15 protein-coding genes are annotated in these 19688 nt (G+C 51.1%); 4 read left to right on the plus strand and 11 right to left on the minus strand.

The window, feature by feature from the left end; translation table 11 throughout:
• The first annotated feature begins 2 nt into the window (after positions 1–2).
• Positions 3–1505 carry an ABC transporter substrate-binding protein/permease gene (locus ACYVUU_RS06580; RefSeq protein WP_484500393.1) on the plus strand — a complete coding sequence of 501 codons (1503 nt, stop codon included), beginning with the start codon at positions 3–5 and terminating at the stop codon, positions 1503–1505.
• 47 nt (positions 1506–1552) lie between these two features.
• Here ACYVUU_RS06580 and ACYVUU_RS06585 read toward each other — a convergent pair whose 3' ends face one another.
• Together ACYVUU_RS06585 and ACYVUU_RS06590 are read right to left on the minus strand one after the other, a co-directional pair.
• Positions 1553–2737 (minus strand): class I SAM-dependent methyltransferase, encoded by a 1185-nt coding sequence (locus tag ACYVUU_RS06585; RefSeq protein ID WP_439776294.1) that lies wholly within the window; start codon positions 2735–2737, stop codon positions 1553–1555.
• A gap of 133 nt (positions 2738–2870) precedes the next feature.
• Positions 2871–3722 carry a LysR family transcriptional regulator gene (locus ACYVUU_RS06590; protein WP_484500394.1) on the minus strand — a complete coding sequence of 284 codons (852 nt, stop codon included), beginning with the start codon at positions 3720–3722 and terminating at the stop codon, positions 2871–2873.
• 194 nt (positions 3723–3916) lie between these two features.
• On the opposite strand from ACYVUU_RS06590, the gene ACYVUU_RS06595 reads away from it, so the two are divergent.
• Both ACYVUU_RS06595 and ACYVUU_RS06600 read left to right on the plus strand, forming a co-directional pair.
• The gene (locus ACYVUU_RS06595) at positions 3917–6175 is read left to right on the plus strand and encodes an HAD-IC family P-type ATPase (protein ID WP_484500395.1); all 2259 of its coding nucleotides are present in this window, start codon (positions 3917–3919) and stop codon (positions 6173–6175) included.
• A 60-nt stretch (positions 6176–6235) separates the two neighbouring features.
• Positions 6236–7183 carry an LCP family protein gene (locus ACYVUU_RS06600; RefSeq protein ID WP_484500396.1) on the plus strand — a complete coding sequence of 316 codons (948 nt, stop codon included), beginning with the start codon at positions 6236–6238 and terminating at the stop codon, positions 7181–7183.
• A 119-nt stretch (positions 7184–7302) separates the two neighbouring features.
• Here the strand turns inward: ACYVUU_RS06600 and ACYVUU_RS06605 are convergent, their stop codons facing one another.
• The 3 genes from ACYVUU_RS06605 to ACYVUU_RS06615 form a co-directional block, all read right to left on the minus strand.
• Positions 7303–8436 (minus strand): AI-2E family transporter, encoded by a 1134-nt coding sequence (locus tag ACYVUU_RS06605; protein WP_484500397.1) that lies wholly within the window; start codon positions 8434–8436, stop codon positions 7303–7305.
• 117 nt (positions 8437–8553) lie between these two features.
• Positions 8554–9579, minus strand: coding sequence for a branched-chain amino acid aminotransferase (locus ACYVUU_RS06610; protein ID WP_484500398.1), 1026 nt, complete (start codon positions 9577–9579; stop codon positions 8554–8556).
• Positions 9580–9781: 202 nt separating this feature from the next.
• Positions 9782–10669 carry a cation diffusion facilitator family transporter gene (locus ACYVUU_RS06615; protein WP_484500399.1) on the minus strand — a complete coding sequence of 296 codons (888 nt, stop codon included), beginning with the start codon at positions 10667–10669 and terminating at the stop codon, positions 9782–9784.
• A 114-nt stretch (positions 10670–10783) separates the two neighbouring features.
• Between ACYVUU_RS06615 and ACYVUU_RS06620 the strand changes: the two genes are divergently transcribed.
• Positions 10784–11086, plus strand: a complete 303-nt coding sequence (locus tag ACYVUU_RS06620; protein ID WP_439775576.1) for an ArsR/SmtB family transcription factor — start codon at positions 10784–10786, stop codon at positions 11084–11086.
• Between the two features lie 86 nt (positions 11087–11172).
• Here the strand turns inward: ACYVUU_RS06620 and ACYVUU_RS06625 are convergent, their stop codons facing one another.
• The 6 genes from ACYVUU_RS06625 to dnaK all read right to left on the minus strand — a co-directional run bounded on the left by ACYVUU_RS06625 (position 11173) and on the right by dnaK (position 19672).
• Positions 11173–11700 carry an adenine phosphoribosyltransferase gene (locus ACYVUU_RS06625; protein WP_439775577.1) on the minus strand — a complete coding sequence of 176 codons (528 nt, stop codon included), beginning with the start codon at positions 11698–11700 and terminating at the stop codon, positions 11173–11175.
• Positions 11690–13966 (minus strand): single-stranded-DNA-specific exonuclease RecJ, encoded by a 2277-nt coding sequence (gene recJ, locus ACYVUU_RS06630; protein WP_484500400.1) that lies wholly within the window; start codon positions 13964–13966, stop codon positions 11690–11692. Before recJ ends, ACYVUU_RS06625 begins: the two co-directional genes overlap by 11 nt.
• Positions 13963–14664 carry a class A sortase gene (locus ACYVUU_RS06635; RefSeq protein WP_484500401.1) on the minus strand — a complete coding sequence of 234 codons (702 nt, stop codon included), beginning with the start codon at positions 14662–14664 and terminating at the stop codon, positions 13963–13965. Before ACYVUU_RS06635 ends, recJ begins: the two co-directional genes overlap by 4 nt.
• On the minus strand, positions 14645–16483 hold the full coding sequence (lepA, locus tag ACYVUU_RS06640) for a translation elongation factor 4 (protein WP_484500402.1): 1839 nt from the start codon (positions 16481–16483) through the stop codon (positions 14645–14647). Before lepA ends, ACYVUU_RS06635 begins: the two co-directional genes overlap by 20 nt.
• Positions 16484–16605: 122 nt before the next feature.
• Positions 16606–17745, minus strand: coding sequence for a molecular chaperone DnaJ (gene dnaJ / locus ACYVUU_RS06645; protein ID WP_484500403.1), 1140 nt, complete (start codon positions 17743–17745; stop codon positions 16606–16608).
• An 82-nt stretch (positions 17746–17827) separates the two neighbouring features.
• Complete coding sequence (gene dnaK, locus ACYVUU_RS06650) at positions 17828–19672, minus strand: molecular chaperone DnaK (RefSeq protein WP_439776078.1); 1845 nt, start codon at positions 19670–19672, stop codon at positions 17828–17830.
• Between the last annotated feature and the right edge of the window lie 16 nt (positions 19673–19688).

The raw sequence follows: 19688 nt of genomic DNA on the forward strand, positions 1-19688 counted from the left end.
AGATGAAGAAACTTTTTAAAATTATGACCGCCCTCCTGCTCTTGGCCGGTCTCTTTACCGCGGCAGTTCCAGCTGTTGATGCCGCAAGCAGCAAGAAAGTGGCCAGCGGCACGGTCATGAAGAAAATCAAAAAGTCCGGCAAATTGGTCGTCGGCATGTCAGCTGACTATCCGCCACTGGAATTTACCAAGAACGTCAACGGCAAAAACAAGTACGTCGGCGTCGACGTGGAATTGGCCAAGCAAATCGCCAAGGACCTGGGAGTCAAGCTGGAAATCAAGAACATGGACTTTGACTCCCTCCTGGTTGCCCTGGAAACCGGCAAGATCGACGTCATCATTTCCGGGATGACGCCAACGGCAGAACGGAAGAAGAGCATCGACTTCTCCAAGATCTACTACGCTGAAAAGTCCGACTACTTTGTCATCAATAAGACCAACAAGGCCAAATACACCAGCACTTCTTCCTTCAAGGGCAAGACGGTTGGTGCCCAAACCGGGTCGCTTCAATACACTTCTTTGAAGAAAAACGCTGCTAAGAGCGGAATCAAGCTTAAGGGCCTGGCCAAGATCAGCAACCTGCTCATGGCCCTTAAGTCCGGCAAGGTTGACGCGGTTTTATTGGGTGAACTGAACGCCAAGACTTACGCCACTAACGACACTTCCCTTTCCTTGGTCAAGTCCAGCCTCAGCCAGGCTCAGATGGGCAACGCTGTCGGTATAGCCAAGGGGCAAGGCGACCTGGTCAAGGCCATCAACAAGACCATCAACAACTGCCAAAAGCAGGACCTTTTTAACAAGAAGTACATCCCCGCCGCTGCCAAGGCCATGAAGCAGGCTTCAAGCAAGACGAACAACTCCATGAGCAAATACGCCAGCTACTTTGCTACTGGCCTGGGCTACACCATGATCATTACGATTTGCTCCATCACGATTGGTTTGATCCTGGGTGTCATCTTTGCCTTGATGCGGCTGTCTAAAAATAAGCTTCTGTACGCTATCGCCGTTTGCTACATCGAATTTCTTCGGGGCACCCCGCAGATGGTTCAGATCATGTTCGTCTACTTTGGGGTAGGGATGCTGATCAAAAATATGCCGGCCCTGGCTGCCGGGATCATCGCCATCGGCCTTAACTCCGGGGCCTACGTGGCTGAAGACATCCGGTCCGGGATCAATTCCGTGGACAAGGGGCAAACGGAAGCTGCCCGGTCCCTGGGCCTCAGCCAGGCCAAGACCTACCGCTACGTGGTCTTCCCTCAGGCCTTGAAGAACATCTGGCCAGCCCTGGGCAATGAATTTATCACTTTGACCAAGGACAGCTCCCTGGTTTCCGTCATCGGGGTTGGGGAATTGATGTACGAGACCGGCCTGGTTCAAACCGCGACCTACCGCGGGGTTATGCCACTTTTTATCACCATGTGCATCTACTTCGTGGTTACCTTTATTCTGACCCGTCTGCTCAACTACTTTGAACGGCGGATGAACCTGACTTCAAGTCGGGCATAAAAAAACTGGAAACCGTTGATTCGGCTTCCAGTTTTTGCTTTGCATTTTTAAGCTCTATGACCAGTCATGTAGTCCCGGGTCATTGGCAGATTTTTGCCAGAAGGGCCCTTGGTCAAAAGAAACTGCATGACATCGATATTGCCTGATTCAAAAGAAGCGGCACAAGCTTGCAGGTAAAGGTCCCACATCCGGGTAAAGCGTTCCCCGAATTCCTCTTGGATTTTGCTTCTGTGCAGGTTGAAATTCTGGTCCCAGATTTCCAAAGTCCGCTGGTAGTGGCGGCGCAGCATTTCGATATCTGCCAGTTGCAAGCCGTTTTCCACGATGTGGCCAACCATTTCTTCCAGGCCTGGCACATAGCCGCCCGGAAAAATATACTTGTTGATCCAGGCGTTGGTCGCTCCGCCCTGCTGACGGGTAATCCCGTGGATCAAGGCCACCCCGTCTTTCTTAAGGTAGCGAGCGACATCTTTAAAGTAAAGGCCCATGTTTTCCTTGCCGACATGTTCAAACATCCCTACAGAGGTGATGTAATCCCATTCCTGGTCACCCAGTTCCCGGTAGTCGGTCAACTTGACCTCAGCCACGTCTTCCAGACCTTGCTCGGAAATTTTTTCTTTTACCAGCCGGTATTGTTCTTCACTCAAGGTAACCCCGGTGACTTTCAAACCGTATTCCTTGGCTGCCGTAAGCATCAAAGTGCCCCAGCCGCAGCCAATGTCCAAGAGAGTCTTGCCCTTATCTGGATGCAGCTTGTCTAAAATATGGTGGACCTTGGCCAACTGAGCAGCTTTTAGGTCATCTTTATTGCCATCTGTAAAATAGGCGCAGGAATAAGTCAGACTGTCGTCCAGCCAGAGCTTGTAAAAGTCATTGCCGACGTCATAGTGGCTCTGAATATCACTGGCTGACTGCTTTTCTGAGTGGCTTTGTTTAGGCAAAAAGCGGCGGAATTTGGCCGACCGCATAAAACTTTCAGAACTTTCATAAGCCGCCGTGAGCAGTTTCTGCAGGCTGCCGTCGACCTCGATCTTCTTGTCCATGTAAGCTTCACCCAAAGCAAGGGAGGCGTTGCTGGTGATCTCCTTGACCGGAAGCTTTTCATGAAAAGTAATGGTTACTTCCGGATCACCATCGCCGTACAGGTCGGACTTGCCATCCCAGTAATTGACCTTGACTGGAATGTTGAAGGAGTGACTCAGCAGGGTCTTATAAAAGGTCTTTTCCAACATTTAGCATTCCCTCTTTCATGATGCATTTGTTTTTTTCAGCCAACTCCAGCAAATAATGAAAAAGACTATCCTTATCTATTATAATGTAAAAATCTGTTTTTCATAATACTTTATTGTCATACCAGCTTGCAAATTAATCATAGAGGGAGATTATCTGCCGCATAAGCGGGGTGACCACCCGGTCTTTGCGCCAGACCAGCTGCAGGCGGGTCCGCCATTTGGCTAGGTCAACCGGGTAAAGGCGGCCTTTGGCGTAAGTTTTGGCAATTGATTCTGGCACCAGGGCAAGCCCCAGGCCGGAGTCACTCCAGCGGATGGCGGTTCTGGAATCATCGCACGTAACCACGAAATTTGGGGTCAGGCCTTTTTCCGCGAAAGCCTCCTTGAACATGTCCTCAAAGCGGCGGTAGATGACCAGGGGCTGGCCGGCCAGGTCTTTTAGGCCTACCTTTTCTTTGCCAGGGAAAAAATTCTGGCAGGTAACCGCGGTCATCGGTTCATCACTGATGTCGACAAAATTCAAGTTGACCCGGTTGTAGGGGGTACGGACAATGGCCAAGTCCAGCAGATTGCCCTGCAGCTTGTCCAGGATCCCGAAGGTATTGTCTTCGTAGATATCAAAGGAGACGCCGGGGTGCTGGCGGGCAAAAGCCGTCAATTGGGCTGAAGGGAGTTCACCGATTGAAGAAGAGACGGAACCGAGTTTGACTCTCCCCCGCCCGCCCCGGTCAAGCTCCGTAATTTCTGTCTGGGCGTTTTTAGCCAAAGTCAAAATCTGGCCGGCATAATCCCGCAGCTTCTTGCCAGCTTCAGTCAGTTCGATTCCGTAGGGCTGGCGGACAAAAAGTTTTGCCCCCAATTCTTCTTCTAATTGCTTTAACTGGTAGCTGAGGGCCGGCTGGCCGACAAAGAGCCGCTTGGCGGCTGACGTAATTTGCCCTTCTTCAGCTACGACCAGAAAGTAATTAAGCTGCTTGAAATTCATTTTTCCCTCTCTTTTCTATTTCATCATTCTTATTCTTTGCTTTCTCCGGTTAACAGATATCAGCTTTTTCGATATCTAACATCATAAATCAGTATTTTATTTATATCAACCCAGGGGCTACAATAAACAGTGAGAAAAATAACTTCTATATGTAACACGTCACGACTGAAGAATAATTACAAGGAGATGTTTGAATGAATGAAAAAGGCTTGACGCAGGCCGAAGCTGACCTGCGCCTGAAAAAAGACGGGCTCAACCAAGTCCCGGAACCAGAATTCAGCTTCTGGAAGGAATTTGCCGGCAAGCTCTGGAATCTCAGTGCCTGGATTCTGGAAGCAGCCCTGCTGCTTGAATGTGTCCTGGGCAAGTGGATCCAGTCCCTCTTCGTCTTGCTCATGCTGCTCTTTGCCGCCTACAACGGAGCCACGCAGAAGAAGAAGTCCCGCAAGGTCTTGAGCTCGATTTCCCAGCAGCTGACCCCCGTAGTCGCCGTATTAAGAGACGGCCACTGGCAAAAGATCGACTCCAAGTACCTGGTAGTTGGCGATATTGTCAACCTGCAAAGAGGGGACATTTTAGCTGCCGACATTGACCTTTTGGACGGGGACTTGACCTTGGATGAATCCTCAATCACCGGGGAAGCCAAGAATGTCCACAAAAAAGCCGGCTCCACCGCCTTTGCGGGCACGACCGTCATGGATGGCGAAGCCCTGGGCAGGGTCAGCGCGACCGGGACCAATTCAAGAAGCGGACAGACCATCAATTTGATCAACACGTCCGCGGCACCTGGCCACCTGCAACAGCTTTTGACCAAGATCATCTACTACCTCTGCCTTTTGGACGGAGTCTTGACGGTTATCCTCTTGATCGCGGCCGTGATCCGGGGCGAAAACATTCTTGAAATGTTGCCCTTCCTGGCCATGATGTTCATCGCTTCTATCCCAGTGGCCATGCCCTCAACTTTTGCCCTCTCCAACTCCTTTGAGGCTACCCGCCTGTCTAAAGAGGGCGTTTTGACCAGTGACCTGACCGGGATTCAAGACGCGGCTAACTTGAACCTGCTCTTGCTGGACAAGACCGGGACCATTACTGAAAATAAGACAGCCGTTGCCTCTTTTGCGAATTTTTCAAAGCTCTCAGATGAAGAAGTCCTGGCCTTGACCAGCCTGGCCATCGACCAGCGCAACCAAAGCGTAATCGACCTGGCTTTAATGGACTACCTGCAAGAGAAAAAGATTCAAGTTAAAGAAGCAGAAGCTTTTACCCCCTTCACTTCCAGCCAGGGCTATTCTGAAGGGCAAGCTGGCGACCACGACGTCAAGCTGGGTTCAGTCAAGCAGCTCAGCAAGATTGATCCGGCTGTTTCTGAAAAATTGGCGGCTGTCGACCTCAGCCTGGGCCGGTCAGTTGGGATTTTGCTCGATGACCGTTTGGCAGGGATTTTTATCACTAAAGACAAGGTCAGAGCTGATTCAAAGGCTGCCTTGGCCGAACTGGTCAAGCGGGGGATCAAGCCGATCATGCTGACCGGGGACAATCAGAAAACCGCCACCAGCGTGGCTGAAGAAGTCGGCTTGACTGGCAAAGTCATCTCCATCAGCGACTTTAAAGAGGGAGTAAAGGCGGAAGACCTGGCCGGGATTGCCGATGTTCTGCCGGAAGACAAGCTGGCTATGGTGAAATACTTCCAAAAGGCCGGCTACATCGTCGGCATGACCGGGGACGGAGTCAACGACTCCCCTGCCCTCAAGCAGGCTGAAGTCGGCATCGCCGTGTCAAATGCCGCTGACGTAGCCAAAAAGAGTAGCAAGATGGTCCTGTTAGACGACGGCCTGGCGCCGATCGTCAAGATCCTGGATGCCGGCCACCGGGTTTACCAGCGGATGACCACCTGGTCTTTGACCAAACTGGCTAGAACAGCTGAACTGACCATGCTCTTGACCTTCTCTTATCTTATTTTCGGCTACCTGCCAATGGCCTTGAATGCCATGGTCATCTACACGATCATGAACAACATGGTCACCATGATGATTGGGACCGACAATACCCACATCACTTATAAGCCGGAAAACTGGGACATGGGCAAGCTGGCTAAAATTGCTTTTTCCTTGGCCGCTGCCTGGACCGTCATTGGCTTTGCATTCGTGTCTGCCTTAACAAAGGCCGAGGTAAATCATGATCAAGTTGGCACCATGGTCTACGTCTTCTTAGTTATGAGCGCCATGATGATCGTCTTAATCACCCGGACCAAGCGCTTCTTCTGGCAGTCCGCCCCATCTAAGCCGGTAGCCAGTGTCCAGATCGCCGATATCCTTTTGACCTGCCTGTTGGCTCTTTGCGGGATCGCCATGCCGGCCATCGGGATCAAGGAGCTCTTGACTTCTTTGGCCGTGGCCTTCCTGGCCGCCGTCTTGATCGACCTGGTCTACCAGCCGGTCATGAAGAACAAGTAACAAATAAATGTGTGTTTGCTAATTTTTTGACAATTAACTTTACAGGGAAAGAAGAATTTAATGCGTAAGCGAATTTTTAGAATCATCATGAGTCTGGCAATTCTGTTGCTGGTCATCTTATCCGGCATGCTGGCCTACAGCTACTTCAATGTGGAAAGAGCCGTAAGCCGGTCCTACCAAAAAAGCGGCTTAAAGGCGGCTGAAAATGGCAGCAAGGAGGAAGTTTTAAAGAAAAACAGGCCCCTGGTCGTCCTCTTGATGGGAACTGACACCGGGGCCCTGGGCCGGGACTACAAGGGGCGGACCGACTCCATCATGGTCTTGGTCCTTAACCCCCAGACCAAGAAGTCAACCATCGTCAGCATCGAGCGGGACTTCCAGGTCAACTTCCCCCAATATCCCCAATACTCCCCTTCTAAAATCAATGCCGCCTATACTTATGGCGGGGTCAAGCTACTCAGCCAAACCTTGGATCGGTATTTCAAGATCCCTGTCAATGCATATGCCTTGATCAATATGGGCGGGATGAAGTCAATCATCGACCAGCTGGGCGGAGTCGACATCACTCCCCTCATGAGCTTTGACTACGAAGGCTACAGCTACAAAAAGGGCGTGACGACCCACATGAACGGGGACAAGGCCCTGGAATACTGCCGGATGCGCTATGACGACCCTAAAGGCGACTACGGCCGGCAAAAACGGCAAAGACAGGTTTTGACCGCCATTATTAAGAGCGGAGCCGATGTCCAGAGCCTCTTAAAGCCTGCCTTCCTTAATTCTGTCTCCAGCCAGGTCAGAACTGATTTGACTTTCAGTGACTTGACCCAGATGGCCAAGTCTTACCTGGCCAGCGGCGACCAGCTGGAAACCGACTACACCCACGGGAGCGGTTTTAACCAAGATGGAGTCTCCTACCAGCACATCACCCTGGCAGAGCGGCAGAGAATCAGCAACCTGGTTCGGCAGGCTGCGGGCCTCAAAAAAGTCCAGCTGGCTAATGGCCAGTAAGGCAAACTTAACTAACTACTAAATACTAAATGCTTGATACTTATTACTGTTTAATCTGTCAAAAAGGACCCGCTTTCGCGAGTCCTTTTACTTTGCTGTTAGTTTTTTCTACTTGCTGATTAATCTTCCCTTACCTGCTTGCTTTTGTCCAGCTGCTTTTGCCGGTAGGCAATCAAGCGCTCGAATTCAGTTTTCAGCAAGGCCCCCATTGGGACGGCAATCAGCATCCCGACAAAGCCGCCCATGGCCCCGCCGGCAATCACGCAGGCAATAACGTACAGAGGGTGGATATGGATGGCTGAAGATAAAAGCTTGGGGTTGAGAATATTGCCGTCAATCGCCTGGATCAGCAAAAGTATGATCATCCCCACGATCAGGGCCGTCATGTTCTGGCTGAGGGTGCAGGCTAAAATTACCATCCCATAGCCTAAAATCGGGCCAAAGTAGGGGATCAGGTTCCCCAGTCCGGTCACCAGTCCGATCAAAAGGCCATATGGGACCTTGGCGATCAGCATGGCCAGGCTGACCAAGAGGCCAACGATAAAAGCGTCGACGATCTGCCCTCTGATATAGCCAGAGAAGGCCCGGTCAGCGTCAGCCAGGAAGACTTTGATCCCGTTGATGACTTTTCTGTTTAAGAGGGTGCCCAGGTTTCTCTTCCAGTAAGCCGCGATCCGCTGGCCGTCGTAGAGGAAGTAGATGGCAAAAATCACCCCGAAGAAGAAGTCGCTCAAAAAGCCAGTTACCCTGCCAACCCCTTTTTGCAGGTAGGAAACCATACCGCTAGTCGACCAGCCTTGCTTTTGCAGGTAGGCCATGATTTCGTTGATAAAGCTGCTGTACTGGGCCTTCAGCTGGTCATAAAGACTTTGCAGGCTGTCCAGGCTGAAATGGCTCAGCTGCTTTGAAAAAGTTACGAAAACCGCTGTCGCGGCCAGTAAAATAACCAGCAAAAGCAAGAGCAGGGTCAAGGCTACCGCGGCTGACCGGCTGGCTGTCGCCACTGCTCCCCGGCTGCTGCCTTTGGAAAACTTCCGGTCAAAGAAGTTGGTCAAAGGCAGCAAGAGATAGGTTAAAACCAGGCCATAGGTCAGAGGCTGGGCAATCGCCGCCAGGATCTTGCCTACCCTGACCCAGAAGCCAGTTGACTCATAGGCCAAAAGCAGGATGAAGAGACCGGCAAAGACCGTGCCCAGACAGTAGAGGGCAATCTTAAAATACTTCTGATCAATGTGGTTCCAAAATTTGTTCATCATTCCACCTCGCTAGTTTGACTAGCTTTTATTATAACAGTTTCTCCCCCTGGCCAAAGCAATAAAAAAATAGCAGTTGCAAAACTGCTATTTTTTATCATATTTTTATTGATGATTTTACATCACGTGGTGGATCCAGCCTTCTGGGGCTTCGACTTCCCCGTTTTGGATGCCAGTCAAAGTGTTGTAAAGCTCTTCCATGAACTTGCCTGGCTTGTCCATGCCTGATGGCAGGTCGATGACCTGGTCGCCGTTGACGATGCGGCCAACTGGTGACAATACGGCAGCCGTGCCGACCAAAGCACATTCCTTGAAGGATGGAACTTCGTCAAAGCGGACCTTTCTTTCTTCAACCGTCAAGTTGAGATAGTGTTCAGCCAAGTATACAATGGAGCGTCTAGTGATTGATGGCAAAATTGAATTTGACTTAGGAACGACCAAGTGGTTGTTTTGGTCGATGAAGATAATGTTTGAGCCACCCGTTTCTTCAATGTAGGTTTGAGTAGCTGGGTCCAGGTACATGTTTTCAGCAAAACCAGCCTGGTGGGCAGTAACAGTCGCCTTCAAACTCATGGCATAGTTCAAAGCGGCCTTAACGTGACCAGTCCCGCGAGGTGCGGCACGGTCGTATTGCGCAACTTGTACGGCAACTGGAGTAGCCCCGCCCTTGTAGTATGGGCCAACAGGAGTCGTAAAGATTCTGAACATGTAGTCAGTTGCCGGAGCAACGCCGATGATTGGGGTCGTGCCGATTTCGTATGGACGCAGGTAAAGAGTCGCGCCTGAGCCGTATGGCGGTACCCAGTCAACATTAGCCTTGACTACTTGGTCGATGGCATCAACAAACTTATCCTTTGGATAAGGCTCCATTTCGATCCGCTTAGCAGAGTTGTACATCCGTTCCGCGTTTTGGTCTGGCCGGAAAACAACAACAGAGCCATCCTTCCAGGTGTAGGCCTTCATCCCTTCAAAAACCTGTTGGGCGTATTGCAGGGTTTCAGCACATTCATTTAAAACAACGTTTGGGTCATCGATCAGCTTGCCGCCTTCCCAGGCGCCGTCGTGGAAATAGTCCACGTATCGCTTGTCGGTTTGATGATAGCCAAAGCCGATATTTGCCCAATCGAGATCTTTTTTAGCCATGATATTACCTCCTAAAAATTCAATCACTAGTTTTTATAGAAGTAACTATAATACTCTTTCTGAAAGTTGGCAAGGGCCTTTTAAAATTATTTTCATTTTCTTGCTATTTTTCGCTAACTTTAATTCTCCTAAGGCAAAACACCTGCTGAAATCAAGCTTTTTGCCCCTATTTCCTCATTTTCTAAAGCTAGCTCATTATTTCTTAATTTTCCTTGTTGGTTGACAAAAGGTCCTCATCCAACCCCCGGCTGCATTCTGCCTGCAGGGTGACGTGGTTAATGCCGAATTTTTCTTTCAAGCAAGCAGCAAGCTCTTCATCAAGCTCCTCAATATGCTTGGCGGTAAGACCAGAGTCAACGACAATGTGGGCGTCCAGCATGATGGTGTCGTCGCAATAGCGCCAAACATGCAGGTGGTGGAGCTGTCTTACTTCCTTAAAGGCCAAAACCGCCTTTTCGATGGCAGCCAGGTCCAGGTTAGGGTTAGTTTCCATCAGAACATTTGCTGAGTCTCTGGTGACTTCAAAAGCCTCTTTCAAGAGGAAAATTGCCGCGGCCATAGTCAAAATCGGGTCCACCAGGGTCCAGTTCTGGTAGTAGATCAAGAGTGAGCCCACAACGACGGCAACGCTGGATAAGGTGTCCGACATCATGTTCAAAAAAAGAGCCCGGGCATTCAAGTTTTCCTTGCTCCCCTTGCCTAAAATCAGCATGGAGATCAAGTTGCCGGCTAAGCCAACCAGGGAGACGATGAACATGACTCCCCCTTCAATCGGCTCAGGCTTGCTGAAGCGCTGGATGGCTGAGATAAAGAGATAGATGCTGATGACCAGCAAGAAGAGGCCGTTGGTGTAAGCTGCCAGAGTTTCAGCCCGCTTGTAGCCAAAAGTCTTATGCTGATCCTTGCTCTTTTTCGCAATCAAATTGGCCGCAAAGGCCACAATAATTGAGATGACATCACTCAAGTTATGCAAGGCATCTGACAAAAGGGCCAGGGAACCGGAGACGATCCCACCGACAATTTCCGCGGCGGTGATGACGACATTGAAAATTGTTACCCACAAATATCTTTTAGAAGATTGGTCTTTCATGATTTGTACCTGCGCAATCTAGAATATATATCGTTTTTGGTATGTTTCATCATACCTACACTATATACCAAAAATGATATATAATCAAGGGGGATAACTGGAAAGGAGGCCCTCATGACACATGAAGAACTGATCGACCAGGCGGCCCGCCTCTTCAAGGTCTTGGGCAACAGCCTGCGGATTCACATTCTCTTTTACTTGAGAACTCATGGCGAAAGCCCGGTTTCCGCGATAGTTGACCACCTGGGCGTTTCACAGCCAGTGATTTCCAAGCAGCTGGGCATTTTGAAGCAGTATGATTTCGTGCAAAAGCGCAAAGAAGGCACTTTTGTCTACTATTCCATCAACGACCAGGATATCGTGCAGATCATCGACGCGATGACCGAGCACCTGGACCACCTGGACCAGCTGCAGTAGTTTACTTTTAATTTTTAATACAAATAAAAACGGCTTTTACCTTTTCGTAAAAGCCGTTTTTCTAATTGTCTCTTCTTTTTCAGCGCTTAAGACCCGCTGTATTGAACCAGGGAGAAGATGTCCACGTCAGGGAACTTTTCTCTGCCCTTAAGGTCAGTCAGTTCGATGTAGAAGGCTGCCCCAACAACCTTCCCGCCCAAGCGTTCAATCAATTCCTTAGTAGCGTGCAAGGTGCCGGCCGTAGCCATCAAGTCGTCGCAGATGACTACTCTTTGGCCAGGCTTAATAGCATCCTTGTGCATTTCCAGCACGTTTGAGCCATATTCCAGGTCGTAAGCCGCGGCTTCGACTTCACGTGGCAATTTGTGGGGCTTACGGGCTGGCACGAAGCCGATACCCAGTTCGATTGCTACCGGAGTCCCGACCAAAAAGCCCCGGGCTTCTGGTCCGACGATCACGTCAGCTTGCCTGCTCTTGGCGTATTCAGCAATTTCGTGAGTAGCTGCCGCGAAGGCTTCGCCGTCTTGCAGGATCGGGGTGATGTCCCGGAAGATGATCCCTTCATTCGGGAAGTCCTTGATGCTGGCAATGTACTTCTTAAAATCAATTGACATTTTGTAATCCTCCATTTGCTAGACCATTGGCATAGCGAATTAATTCATTCGAAGAGATTGTTCGTAATTTGTTAACGAAGGCATATTCTGCTTTCACTGACCGGTAGTAGGCTGAATCGTCCAAAGACTTCTTTGCCGGACTCGGCTTAGGGAGCAATCTGTCCTCTTCCATTTTAACAAAATCAAGGGTAAAAAACACCCTCAAAATAAACATGATGCTGTCCGGATCCATCCCCAGCTGGCTGGCAGCCTGCATGTAATCATTCGGCTTTAGCCCTGGGTGGGCCAAAAAGTACTGCCAGACCAGGCCAAAATTTCCCCGGCTGGGCAGAGCCTCTCCTGGCAGCTGATCCAGCTGAAAGCGGAGGTAAAGCTGCCGGTATTGTTTTGCCAGGACAAAATTGAGTTGGGCTTCATTGGCTGGCACGTCAAGAACAGACACGATCTGCTGGCTAAGGTCTTCATTGTCCTTGGCCAGGGAAATCTGCTCCTTGCTGATACCAAAATGGTTCATGGCCTGGGTGAGATTTTTCTCATCAAACAAGAGATACTTGTCAGCAAAGCCGAGCAAGGTCTCCTGGCCGCGGAAGTCAACGACCCGGGCCGGCTGAGCATACAGGGACTGTCCGTAATGCAGGTCAACGATCCGGAACTGGACATTCGTCTTGCCTTTAAAGGTGTTAGAAGCAAGCTTGACCAGCATCTGCTGCAGGTAAGGCAAAATGGTTTGGTTTAAGCCATGGTCAAAATCAACCGCCCTGACCGGGCCCACCTGGAAACTGCAGCCCTTCCGCATGGGGCGGAAGCCAGAGATCTGCGGCTTGTCAAGCAAAAAGACCGGCTGAGGGTTGTCCGTGCCAAAAGGCCCAGCCTGGGCCAGGTCATAAACGCTGGTCAAATCAACGTCCAAAGGACTGATCGTGCCATCATATTCCTGGACCTTTTCCGGAGCCTTCTCCCCTGCCTTAAAGCTATGGTTAAAGTCCTGGCGCAGCTGATTCAATTTTTCTTCTGTCGTCGACAGGCCGCAGGCAAAGTCGTGGCCGCCAAACTGGGTAATGGACTTGCCTTCAAAAGGCTTTAAGGCGTTGAAAAGGTTAAAGCCTTCACTGGACCGGCCAGAGCCCTTGACTATGCCGGCTTCGTTTTTCGTCAGCATCAAGGTCGGCTTGTGGTATTTTTCAACCACCTTGTTGGCTACCAGCCCCATGACCCCTTCATGCCAGGCAGGATCGTAAAGAGTCAGAGTCGCGTCTTTCTGATAGCCCCGGGTCTTGATTTGGGCTTCTGCCGCCTGCATGGTCGCTTGGGTCAACTCTTTTCGCTCATTGTTCAGTTTTTCGATCTGGTCAGCCAATTCCTGGGCCTCACCCGGACTTTCCGCCAAAAGCAGCCTTACGGCCAGGCTGGCATCTGCCAGGCGCCCGCAGGCGTTTAGCCGCGGGGCAATGCTGAAGCCAACGTCTTCTTCATCGATCATCCCCGGAGTAAGGCCGGCATTGTGAATGAGGGCTCTTAAGCCTGGCCGGGAGCTTTCATTCAGCATCTCCAGGCCCCGCTTGACGATAATATGCCCTTCACCGGAGACCTTGACCATGTCCCCAATAGTCCCGATCATGGCCAATTCCAAAAATTCGCTGGCCGTGTCTTCTAAGACAGCCCGGGCGATGGTATAAGCCACCCCGGCCCCGCAATAGTCGTCAAAAGGATAAGCCTGGCCCGGGTAATTGCAGTGCACCAGGGCATAGGCATCTGGCATCTCGTCTTTGAAGGTGTGGTGGTCGGTAACGATCACGTCAACGCCCTGGGACTGGGCATAAGCAACTTCTTCAATCCCGGTTACCCCGTTGTCAACGGTGATGATCAATTTGGTCCCATCGGCCACAATTTCCTTGTAGCGGTCCAGACTTGGCCCGTAGCCGTCTTTAAAGCGGTCAGGAATGAAATAATGGACGTCAGCCCCCATGATTGACAGCATTTCTGTCATAATCGCCGTAGCGGTAATCCCGTCAGCATCATAGTCACCGTAAATGGTAATCTTTTCGCCCTCATCTAAGGCTTGGTTGATCCGGCCCACAGCCTTGTCCATGTCATGCATCAAAAAAGGGTCAGCCAGGTCATTTTCAGTGGCGCGGAGCCAGTAGTCGATTTTTTCTTCGCTGTCAATTCCCCGCAAAGAAAACAACTTAGCCGTTAACGGGCTAAGTTGGAATTCCTCAACCAAGCTGCTTGCCAAAGGAGCAGCTGTTCTTTCTTGCCATTTCATCGAAGTTTAAACATCTCCAAATTCTGCTTGCTGGCAGGTTTGATCGCCGTCAGTTTGCCTCTTAAAGACCAGCGGTTAGTCCCGCCATCAGCACAGGTGATCAAGGTCACGATCTTTTTCTTGGTGTTGGCAACCAGCCAGACAGCGCTGGGATCAACCACCTTCTTGTAGTAGATCTTGTAAACGTAAACCTTCTTTAAGTCAGTCAAGTAGACCATACTGCCCAGCTTCACCCGCTCAAGGGGTGAAAAAAGGGCGCCTTTATCGGTCATATAGTGGCCAGCCAAAGGGTAGTTTCCCTTCCCCATCTTCTGGTCAGCCCGCATGGTGCCGCCCCCAGTTGACATGGCCGAATCCGACAGCCCCTTCATGATCGGCAGGTAGAGCTTGACGCTGGGGATGGAAATTGCCCCAATAGCGCCAGCCGTATTCTTAACCCGGCTGCGGGTCGTCTGGGCAAAGTCGATTGACTTGACCTTCTTGAAGTCGTACATCCCCTTCTTCTTCTGGTTCTGCACGATCTGGTCCCGGGTCAGGCCCTTTAAAGCGGCTGTCTGGTTCTGCTTGACAAAAAACGCGCTGATCTGCTGGTTAAAGACCAAAGCCAGGCCCAGCAAAAAGAGGATTACGGCAACTACGCGCAGAATAATCCGCCGGACTGGGTGGTCTTTTCTATTTTTATTTGCCTTTGATGTCATCGTCATTCATCCGTAAAACTGCCATGAAGGCATCTTGAGGCACTTCCACCCGGCCAACTGACTTCATCCGCTTCTTGCCCCGCTTCTGCTTCTCCAGAAGCTTGGCCCGCCGGTCCGGGTCACCGGTGTGGATCTTCCAGGTAACGTCTTTTCGGTAAGGCTTGATCGTGGCCCGGGAAATGATCTTGGACCCGATTGCCCCTTGGATGTCGACTTGGAAGTTTTGCCGCGGGATCAGCTTCTTCAAGAGGCTGCACATTTGGACAGCCCGGTCTCTGGCTTCTTCGCGGTGGGCGATAAAGCTCAAGGCGTCGATCGGTTCCTTGTTCAAGAGAATATCGATCTTGACCAGGTTGGTGGCCTTGTAGCCGATAATTTCATAATCCAAAGAAGCGTAGCCCTTGGTTGAGGACTTGAGCTGGTCAAAGAAATCGTAAATGATTTCAGCCAGGGGCATTTCGTAGATCACGTTGACCCGGTACTTGTCCAGGTAGTCCATAGTCTGGAACTCGCCCCGCTTGCCTTCGCACAGCTGCATTACAGCCCCGACGAAATCATTTGGCACCATGATTTCCGCCTTGACGTAAGGCTCCTGCAGCTCCTTGTATTCACCTGCATCTGGCAGGTCAGCCGGGTTGTCGATTAACTTGACCTCCCCGTTTGGCATGATAGCGTGGTAGTCAACTGACGGTGCTGTCATGATCAGGTCCAGGTCAAATTCCTGCTCCAGCCGCTCTTGAACGACGTCCATGTGCAAAAGGCCCAAAAAGCCGCAGCGGAAGCCAAAGCCCAGGGCCTGGGAAGTTTCCGGCTCAAATTCCAAAGAAGCATCGTTAAGCTGCAACTTCTGCAGGGCTTCCTTCAAGTCATCATAATCCCGGTTGTCAGTTGGGTACATACCAGAGTAAACCATTGGCGGGATCTGCCGGTAGCCTGGCAGGGCTTCTGCCGTTGGATTTTCAGCGCTGGTGATCGTGTCCCCGACCCGGGTTTCCCGGACGGACTTAATGTTGGCGGTGATGTAGCCAACGTCCCCGGCGATCAAGATGTCTTCTTTAACCGGGTGAGGGCTGGAGACGCCCACTTCAGTTACTTCGTACTTCTTGCCGGTGTTCATAATCATGATTTCGTCACCCGGCTTGACCGTACCTTCTTCGATTCTAACTGACATGACCACCCCCCGGTAGTCATCGTACTTGGAGTCAAAGATCAAGGCCTTGAGGGGCTTGGTCAAGTCCCCGGTCGGAGCTGGGATGTCGGTCACGATTCTTTCCAAAAGTTCCGGAATCCCTGCCCCGGTCTTGCCGGAAACTTCTACGGCGTCGCTGGCGTCTAAGCCCAGCATGTCAGCGATTTCGCTCTTGGCCATGTCCGGGTCGGCACTAGGCAGATCGATCTTGTTTAAAACAGGCAGGATTTCCAAGTCGTTTTCCAGGGCCAGGTAAGTGTTTGACAGGGTCTGGGCCTGGACACCCTGGGAAGCGTCAACGACCAGGACAGCCCCTTCACAGGCGGCCAGGGACCGGGAAACTTCATAGGAGAAGTCGACGTGACCTGGGGTGTCAATCAAGTGGAAAATGTAGTCTTCCCCGTCATTGGCGTGGTACTTGACCTGCACCGAGTTCATCTTGATGGTGATCCCCCGCTGGCGTTCAAGGGGCATGTCATCCAGCATTTGATTTTTCAGTTGCCGCTTGGAAACCGTGTCCGTCAGTTCCAAAATCCGGTCGGCAATCGTTGATTTGCCGTGGTCAACGTGGGCCACGATTGAAAAATTGCGGATGTGCTTTTGGTAGTCTTTTAATTTTTCTAAGTCCATATATTTTCTCGCATCCTTACTAAAGTACTAAACAATTATACCCGAAATTGGCCCGTTTGTCTTTTCCCAGTCATCAAAAAAGGCAGTCCTCTCAGACTGCCTCCTTAAATTGCTTTAAAAAATTAGCTCAGCTTCTCCTTCAAGCGTTCAAAGAAACCTTTTTCCTGCGGGGCAATGGAGCCGCCGCTGGCCTTGACGAATTCCAGCAAGGCCTTGCGCTGGGCCTCATTGATGGACTTCGGAATCACGATTTCAACCGTGGTTACCTGGTCGCCAGAACTGCCGCCGCGCAGGCTCGGAACACCCTTGTCCTTTAAAGTAAACTTCTGGTTCGGCTGGGTGCCGGCCGGAATCTTCAGTTTCGTGTCGCCGTAAACCGTCTTGACGTTGATTTCGTCACCCAAGGTTGCCTGGGCAAAGGAAATCGGCACGGTCGTATAGATGGTCTGGCCACGTCTGGTGAAGTCCTTGCTTGGCCGCACCCGGAAGACGATGTAGAGGTCCCCGTAAGGGCCGCCGTTCTTGCCGGCTTCGCCTTGGCCGGCCAGGCGGATCTGCTGGCCGTTGTCGATGCCCGCTGGCACCTTGACCTGCAGGGTCTGCTTCTGGGTCTTGACCCCCTTGCCGTGGCAGTTTTGGCATGGATGCTGAATGATGACCCCACTGCCCGCGCACTTGTCACAGGTCGTCTGCCGCTGGATCATGCCCAAAACGCTTCTTTGCGTAATAGTCATCATGCCGCTGCCGCCGCACTTGTCGCAGGTGATTGGGTGGGTCCCCTTTTCAGCCCCAGAACCATGGCAGACTTCACAGGTGGTTGACCGGCTGTAGCTGATTTCACTGGTCTTGCCCTTGATGGCGTCCATAAAGTCGATCGTCATCGTGTAGTCTAAATCAGCCCCCCGCTGCGGAGCGGTCGGGTCTACCTGCTGGCGGGCGCCGCCACCAAAGAAGCTGTTGAAGATGTCACCAAAGTCACTAAAATCAGCTCCGCCAAAGCCCTGACCACCGTACTGGCCGCCAAAGCCGCCCTGGCCGTTCATGCCAGCCTGGCCAAATTGGTCATACTGCTGCCGCTTTTGCGGGTCATGAAGCACTTCGTAAGCTTCATTGACTTCCTTGTACTTTTCTTCTGCCCCTGCTTCGTGGTTCAAGTCCGGGTGATATTTCTTGGCCAACTTCCGGTAGGCCTTGCTGATTTCTGCGTCACTGGCATCCCGGCTCACGCCTAAGACGTCATAATAGTCACGGTTTGCTGCCATCTGTTTATTACTGCTCCTTTTACTAACAAAAGAAAAGAACTACATCAAGCAGTTCTTCTCCTTTTGTTTAATTATAGTCGCTTTACTTGTCTGGGTCTACCTTGGTGAAGTCGCCGTCAACAGTGTCGCCGCTTGCGCCATTTGAGCCATTGTCAGTTGGGCCTGCTTGACCGCCTTGGCCTTGCTGGTTTTGGGCGTTTTGCTGGTAGAGCTTGACAGCCAGGTCTTGGGCAACCTTGCTCAAAGCGTCCTTCTTTTCCTTCATTTCGTCCAGGTTGTTGTCCTTTTGAGCCTTCTTCAAGTCTTCCAGGGCATCCTTGACTGGTTGAACGTCGCTGTCTGCGAGCTTGCCGTCAACTTCCTTCAAAGTCTTTTCGGTTTGGAAGATCAAGCCGTCAACTTCGTTTCTGAGGTCGACTTCTTCCTTCTTCTTCGCGTCTTCGTCAGCGTGTTCTTCAGCTTCCTTCTTCATTCTCTCGATTTCTTCGTCTGACAGACCTGAAGCTGATTGGATGGTGATCTTTTGTTCCTTGCCAGTCCCCATGTCCTTGGCAGAAACATTAACGATACCGTTCTTGTCGATGTCGAAGGTAACTTGGATTTGTGGCACGCCACGTGGAGCAGCTGGAATGTCAGTCAGTTCGAAGCGGCCCAAAGTCTTGTTGTCAGCTGCCATTGGCCGTTCACCTTGCAGAACGTGGATGTCAACGGCTGGCTGGTTGTCAGCGGCAGTTGAGAAAATCTGGCTCTTGGAAGTTGGGATCGTGGTGTTTCTGTCGATCAGCTTGGTGAAGACCCCGCCCATGGTTTCAATACCCAGGGAAAGCGGAGTAACGTCAAGCAAAACGATGTCCTTAACGTCACCGGAGATAACCCCGCCTTGGATTGCGGCACCCAAAGCAACGGCTTCGTCTGGGTTGATTGAGTGGTCTGGTTCCTTGCCAGCCCACTTCTTTACGGCTTCTTGGACAGCTGGAATACGGGTTGAACCACCGTTCAAGATGACCTTGTCGATGTCGCCAACTGACAGGCCAGCGTCACGCAGGGCGTTGTCAAATGGGATCTTGGTTCTTTGCACTAAGTCATCAGTCAGTTCGTTGAACTTAGCCCGGGTAAGGTCTGCTTCCAGGTGCAGAGGACCTGCTTCACCAGCGGAGATGAATGGAAGAGAAATGTGGGTTGAAGATACGCCTGACAAGTCCTTCTTGGCCTTTTCAGCCGCGTCCTTCAAACGCTGCATTGCCATCTTGTCCTTGGACAGGTCAACGCCGTTTTCTTGCTTGAAGCCGTCAACCAGCCAGTCGATGATCTTGTTGTCGAAGTCGTCCCCACCCAGGTGAGTGTCACCGTTGGTTGACAGAACTTGGAAGACGCCATCGCCCAATTGCAAAACGGAAACGTCGAAAGTACCACCACCAAGGTCGTAAACCAAAACAGTTTCGTCGTCTTCATCCTTGTCCAAGCCGTAGGCCAAAGCTGAAGCAGTTGGTTCGTTGATGATCCGTTGCACGTTCAAGCCCGCGATCTTGCCGGCATCCTTGGTTGCTTGCCGTTGTGCGTCGTTGAAGTAGGCTGGAACAGTGATAACCGCGTCAGTTACAGGTTCACCAAGGTAGTCTTCTGAGAACTTCTTGATGTATTGCAAGATCATGGCTGAAATTTCCTGTGGGGTGTAAGCCTTGTCGCCAACCTTGACCTTGTAGTCACTTTCGCCCATGTGCCGCTTGATGGAAACAATAGTATTCGGGTTGGTGATGGCTTGCCGCTTGGCAACTTCACCGACTTGAATTTCGCCGTCCTTGAAGGCAACTACTGAAGGGGTAGTTCTGGCGCCTTCCGGGTTGGTAATAATCTTTGGTTCCTTGCCTTCCAAAACCGCAACTGCTGAGTTGGTGGTACCTAAGTCAATCCCAATAACTTTAGACATTGTCTTTTATCTCCTT

It is taken from the genome of Lactobacillus sp. WILCCON 0058 (assembly GCF_057198005.1).

What these genes read in the sequence shown, in the direction of transcription:
- ACYVUU_RS06580 (WP_484500393.1), top strand. Translation starts at nt 3, where the DNA reads ATGAAGAAACTTTTTAAAATTATGACCGCCCTCCTGCTCTTGGCCGGT.
- ACYVUU_RS06585 (WP_439776294.1), bottom strand. Translation starts at nt 2,737, where the DNA reads ATGTTGGAAAAGACCTTTTATAAGACCCTGCTGAGTCACTCCTTCAAC.
- ACYVUU_RS06590 (WP_484500394.1), bottom strand. Translation starts at nt 3,722, where the DNA reads ATGAATTTCAAGCAGCTTAATTACTTTCTGGTCGTAGCTGAAGAAGGG.
- ACYVUU_RS06595 (WP_484500395.1), top strand. Translation starts at nt 3,917, where the DNA reads ATGAATGAAAAAGGCTTGACGCAGGCCGAAGCTGACCTGCGCCTGAAA.
- ACYVUU_RS06600 (WP_484500396.1), top strand. Translation starts at nt 6,236, where the DNA reads ATGCGTAAGCGAATTTTTAGAATCATCATGAGTCTGGCAATTCTGTTG.
- ACYVUU_RS06605 (WP_484500397.1), bottom strand. Translation starts at nt 8,436, where the DNA reads ATGAACAAATTTTGGAACCACATTGATCAGAAGTATTTTAAGATTGCC.
- ACYVUU_RS06610 (WP_484500398.1), bottom strand. Translation starts at nt 9,579, where the DNA reads ATGGCTAAAAAAGATCTCGATTGGGCAAATATCGGCTTTGGCTATCAT.
- ACYVUU_RS06615 (WP_484500399.1), bottom strand. Translation starts at nt 10,669, where the DNA reads ATGAAAGACCAATCTTCTAAAAGATATTTGTGGGTAACAATTTTCAAT.
- ACYVUU_RS06620 (WP_439775576.1), top strand. Translation starts at nt 10,784, where the DNA reads ATGACACATGAAGAACTGATCGACCAGGCGGCCCGCCTCTTCAAGGTC.
- ACYVUU_RS06625 (WP_439775577.1), bottom strand. Translation starts at nt 11,700, where the DNA reads ATGTCAATTGATTTTAAGAAGTACATTGCCAGCATCAAGGACTTCCCG.
- recJ (WP_484500400.1), bottom strand. Translation starts at nt 13,966, where the DNA reads ATGAAATGGCAAGAAAGAACAGCTGCTCCTTTGGCAAGCAGCTTGGTT.
- ACYVUU_RS06635 (WP_484500401.1), bottom strand. Translation starts at nt 14,664, where the DNA reads ATGACATCAAAGGCAAATAAAAATAGAAAAGACCACCCAGTCCGGCGG.
- lepA (WP_484500402.1), bottom strand. Translation starts at nt 16,483, where the DNA reads ATGGACTTAGAAAAATTAAAAGACTACCAAAAGCACATCCGCAATTTT.
- dnaJ (WP_484500403.1), bottom strand. Translation starts at nt 17,745, where the DNA reads ATGGCAGCAAACCGTGACTATTATGACGTCTTAGGCGTGAGCCGGGAT.
- dnaK (WP_439776078.1), bottom strand. Translation starts at nt 19,672, where the DNA reads ATGTCTAAAGTTATTGGGATTGACTTAGGTACCACCAACTCAGCAGTT.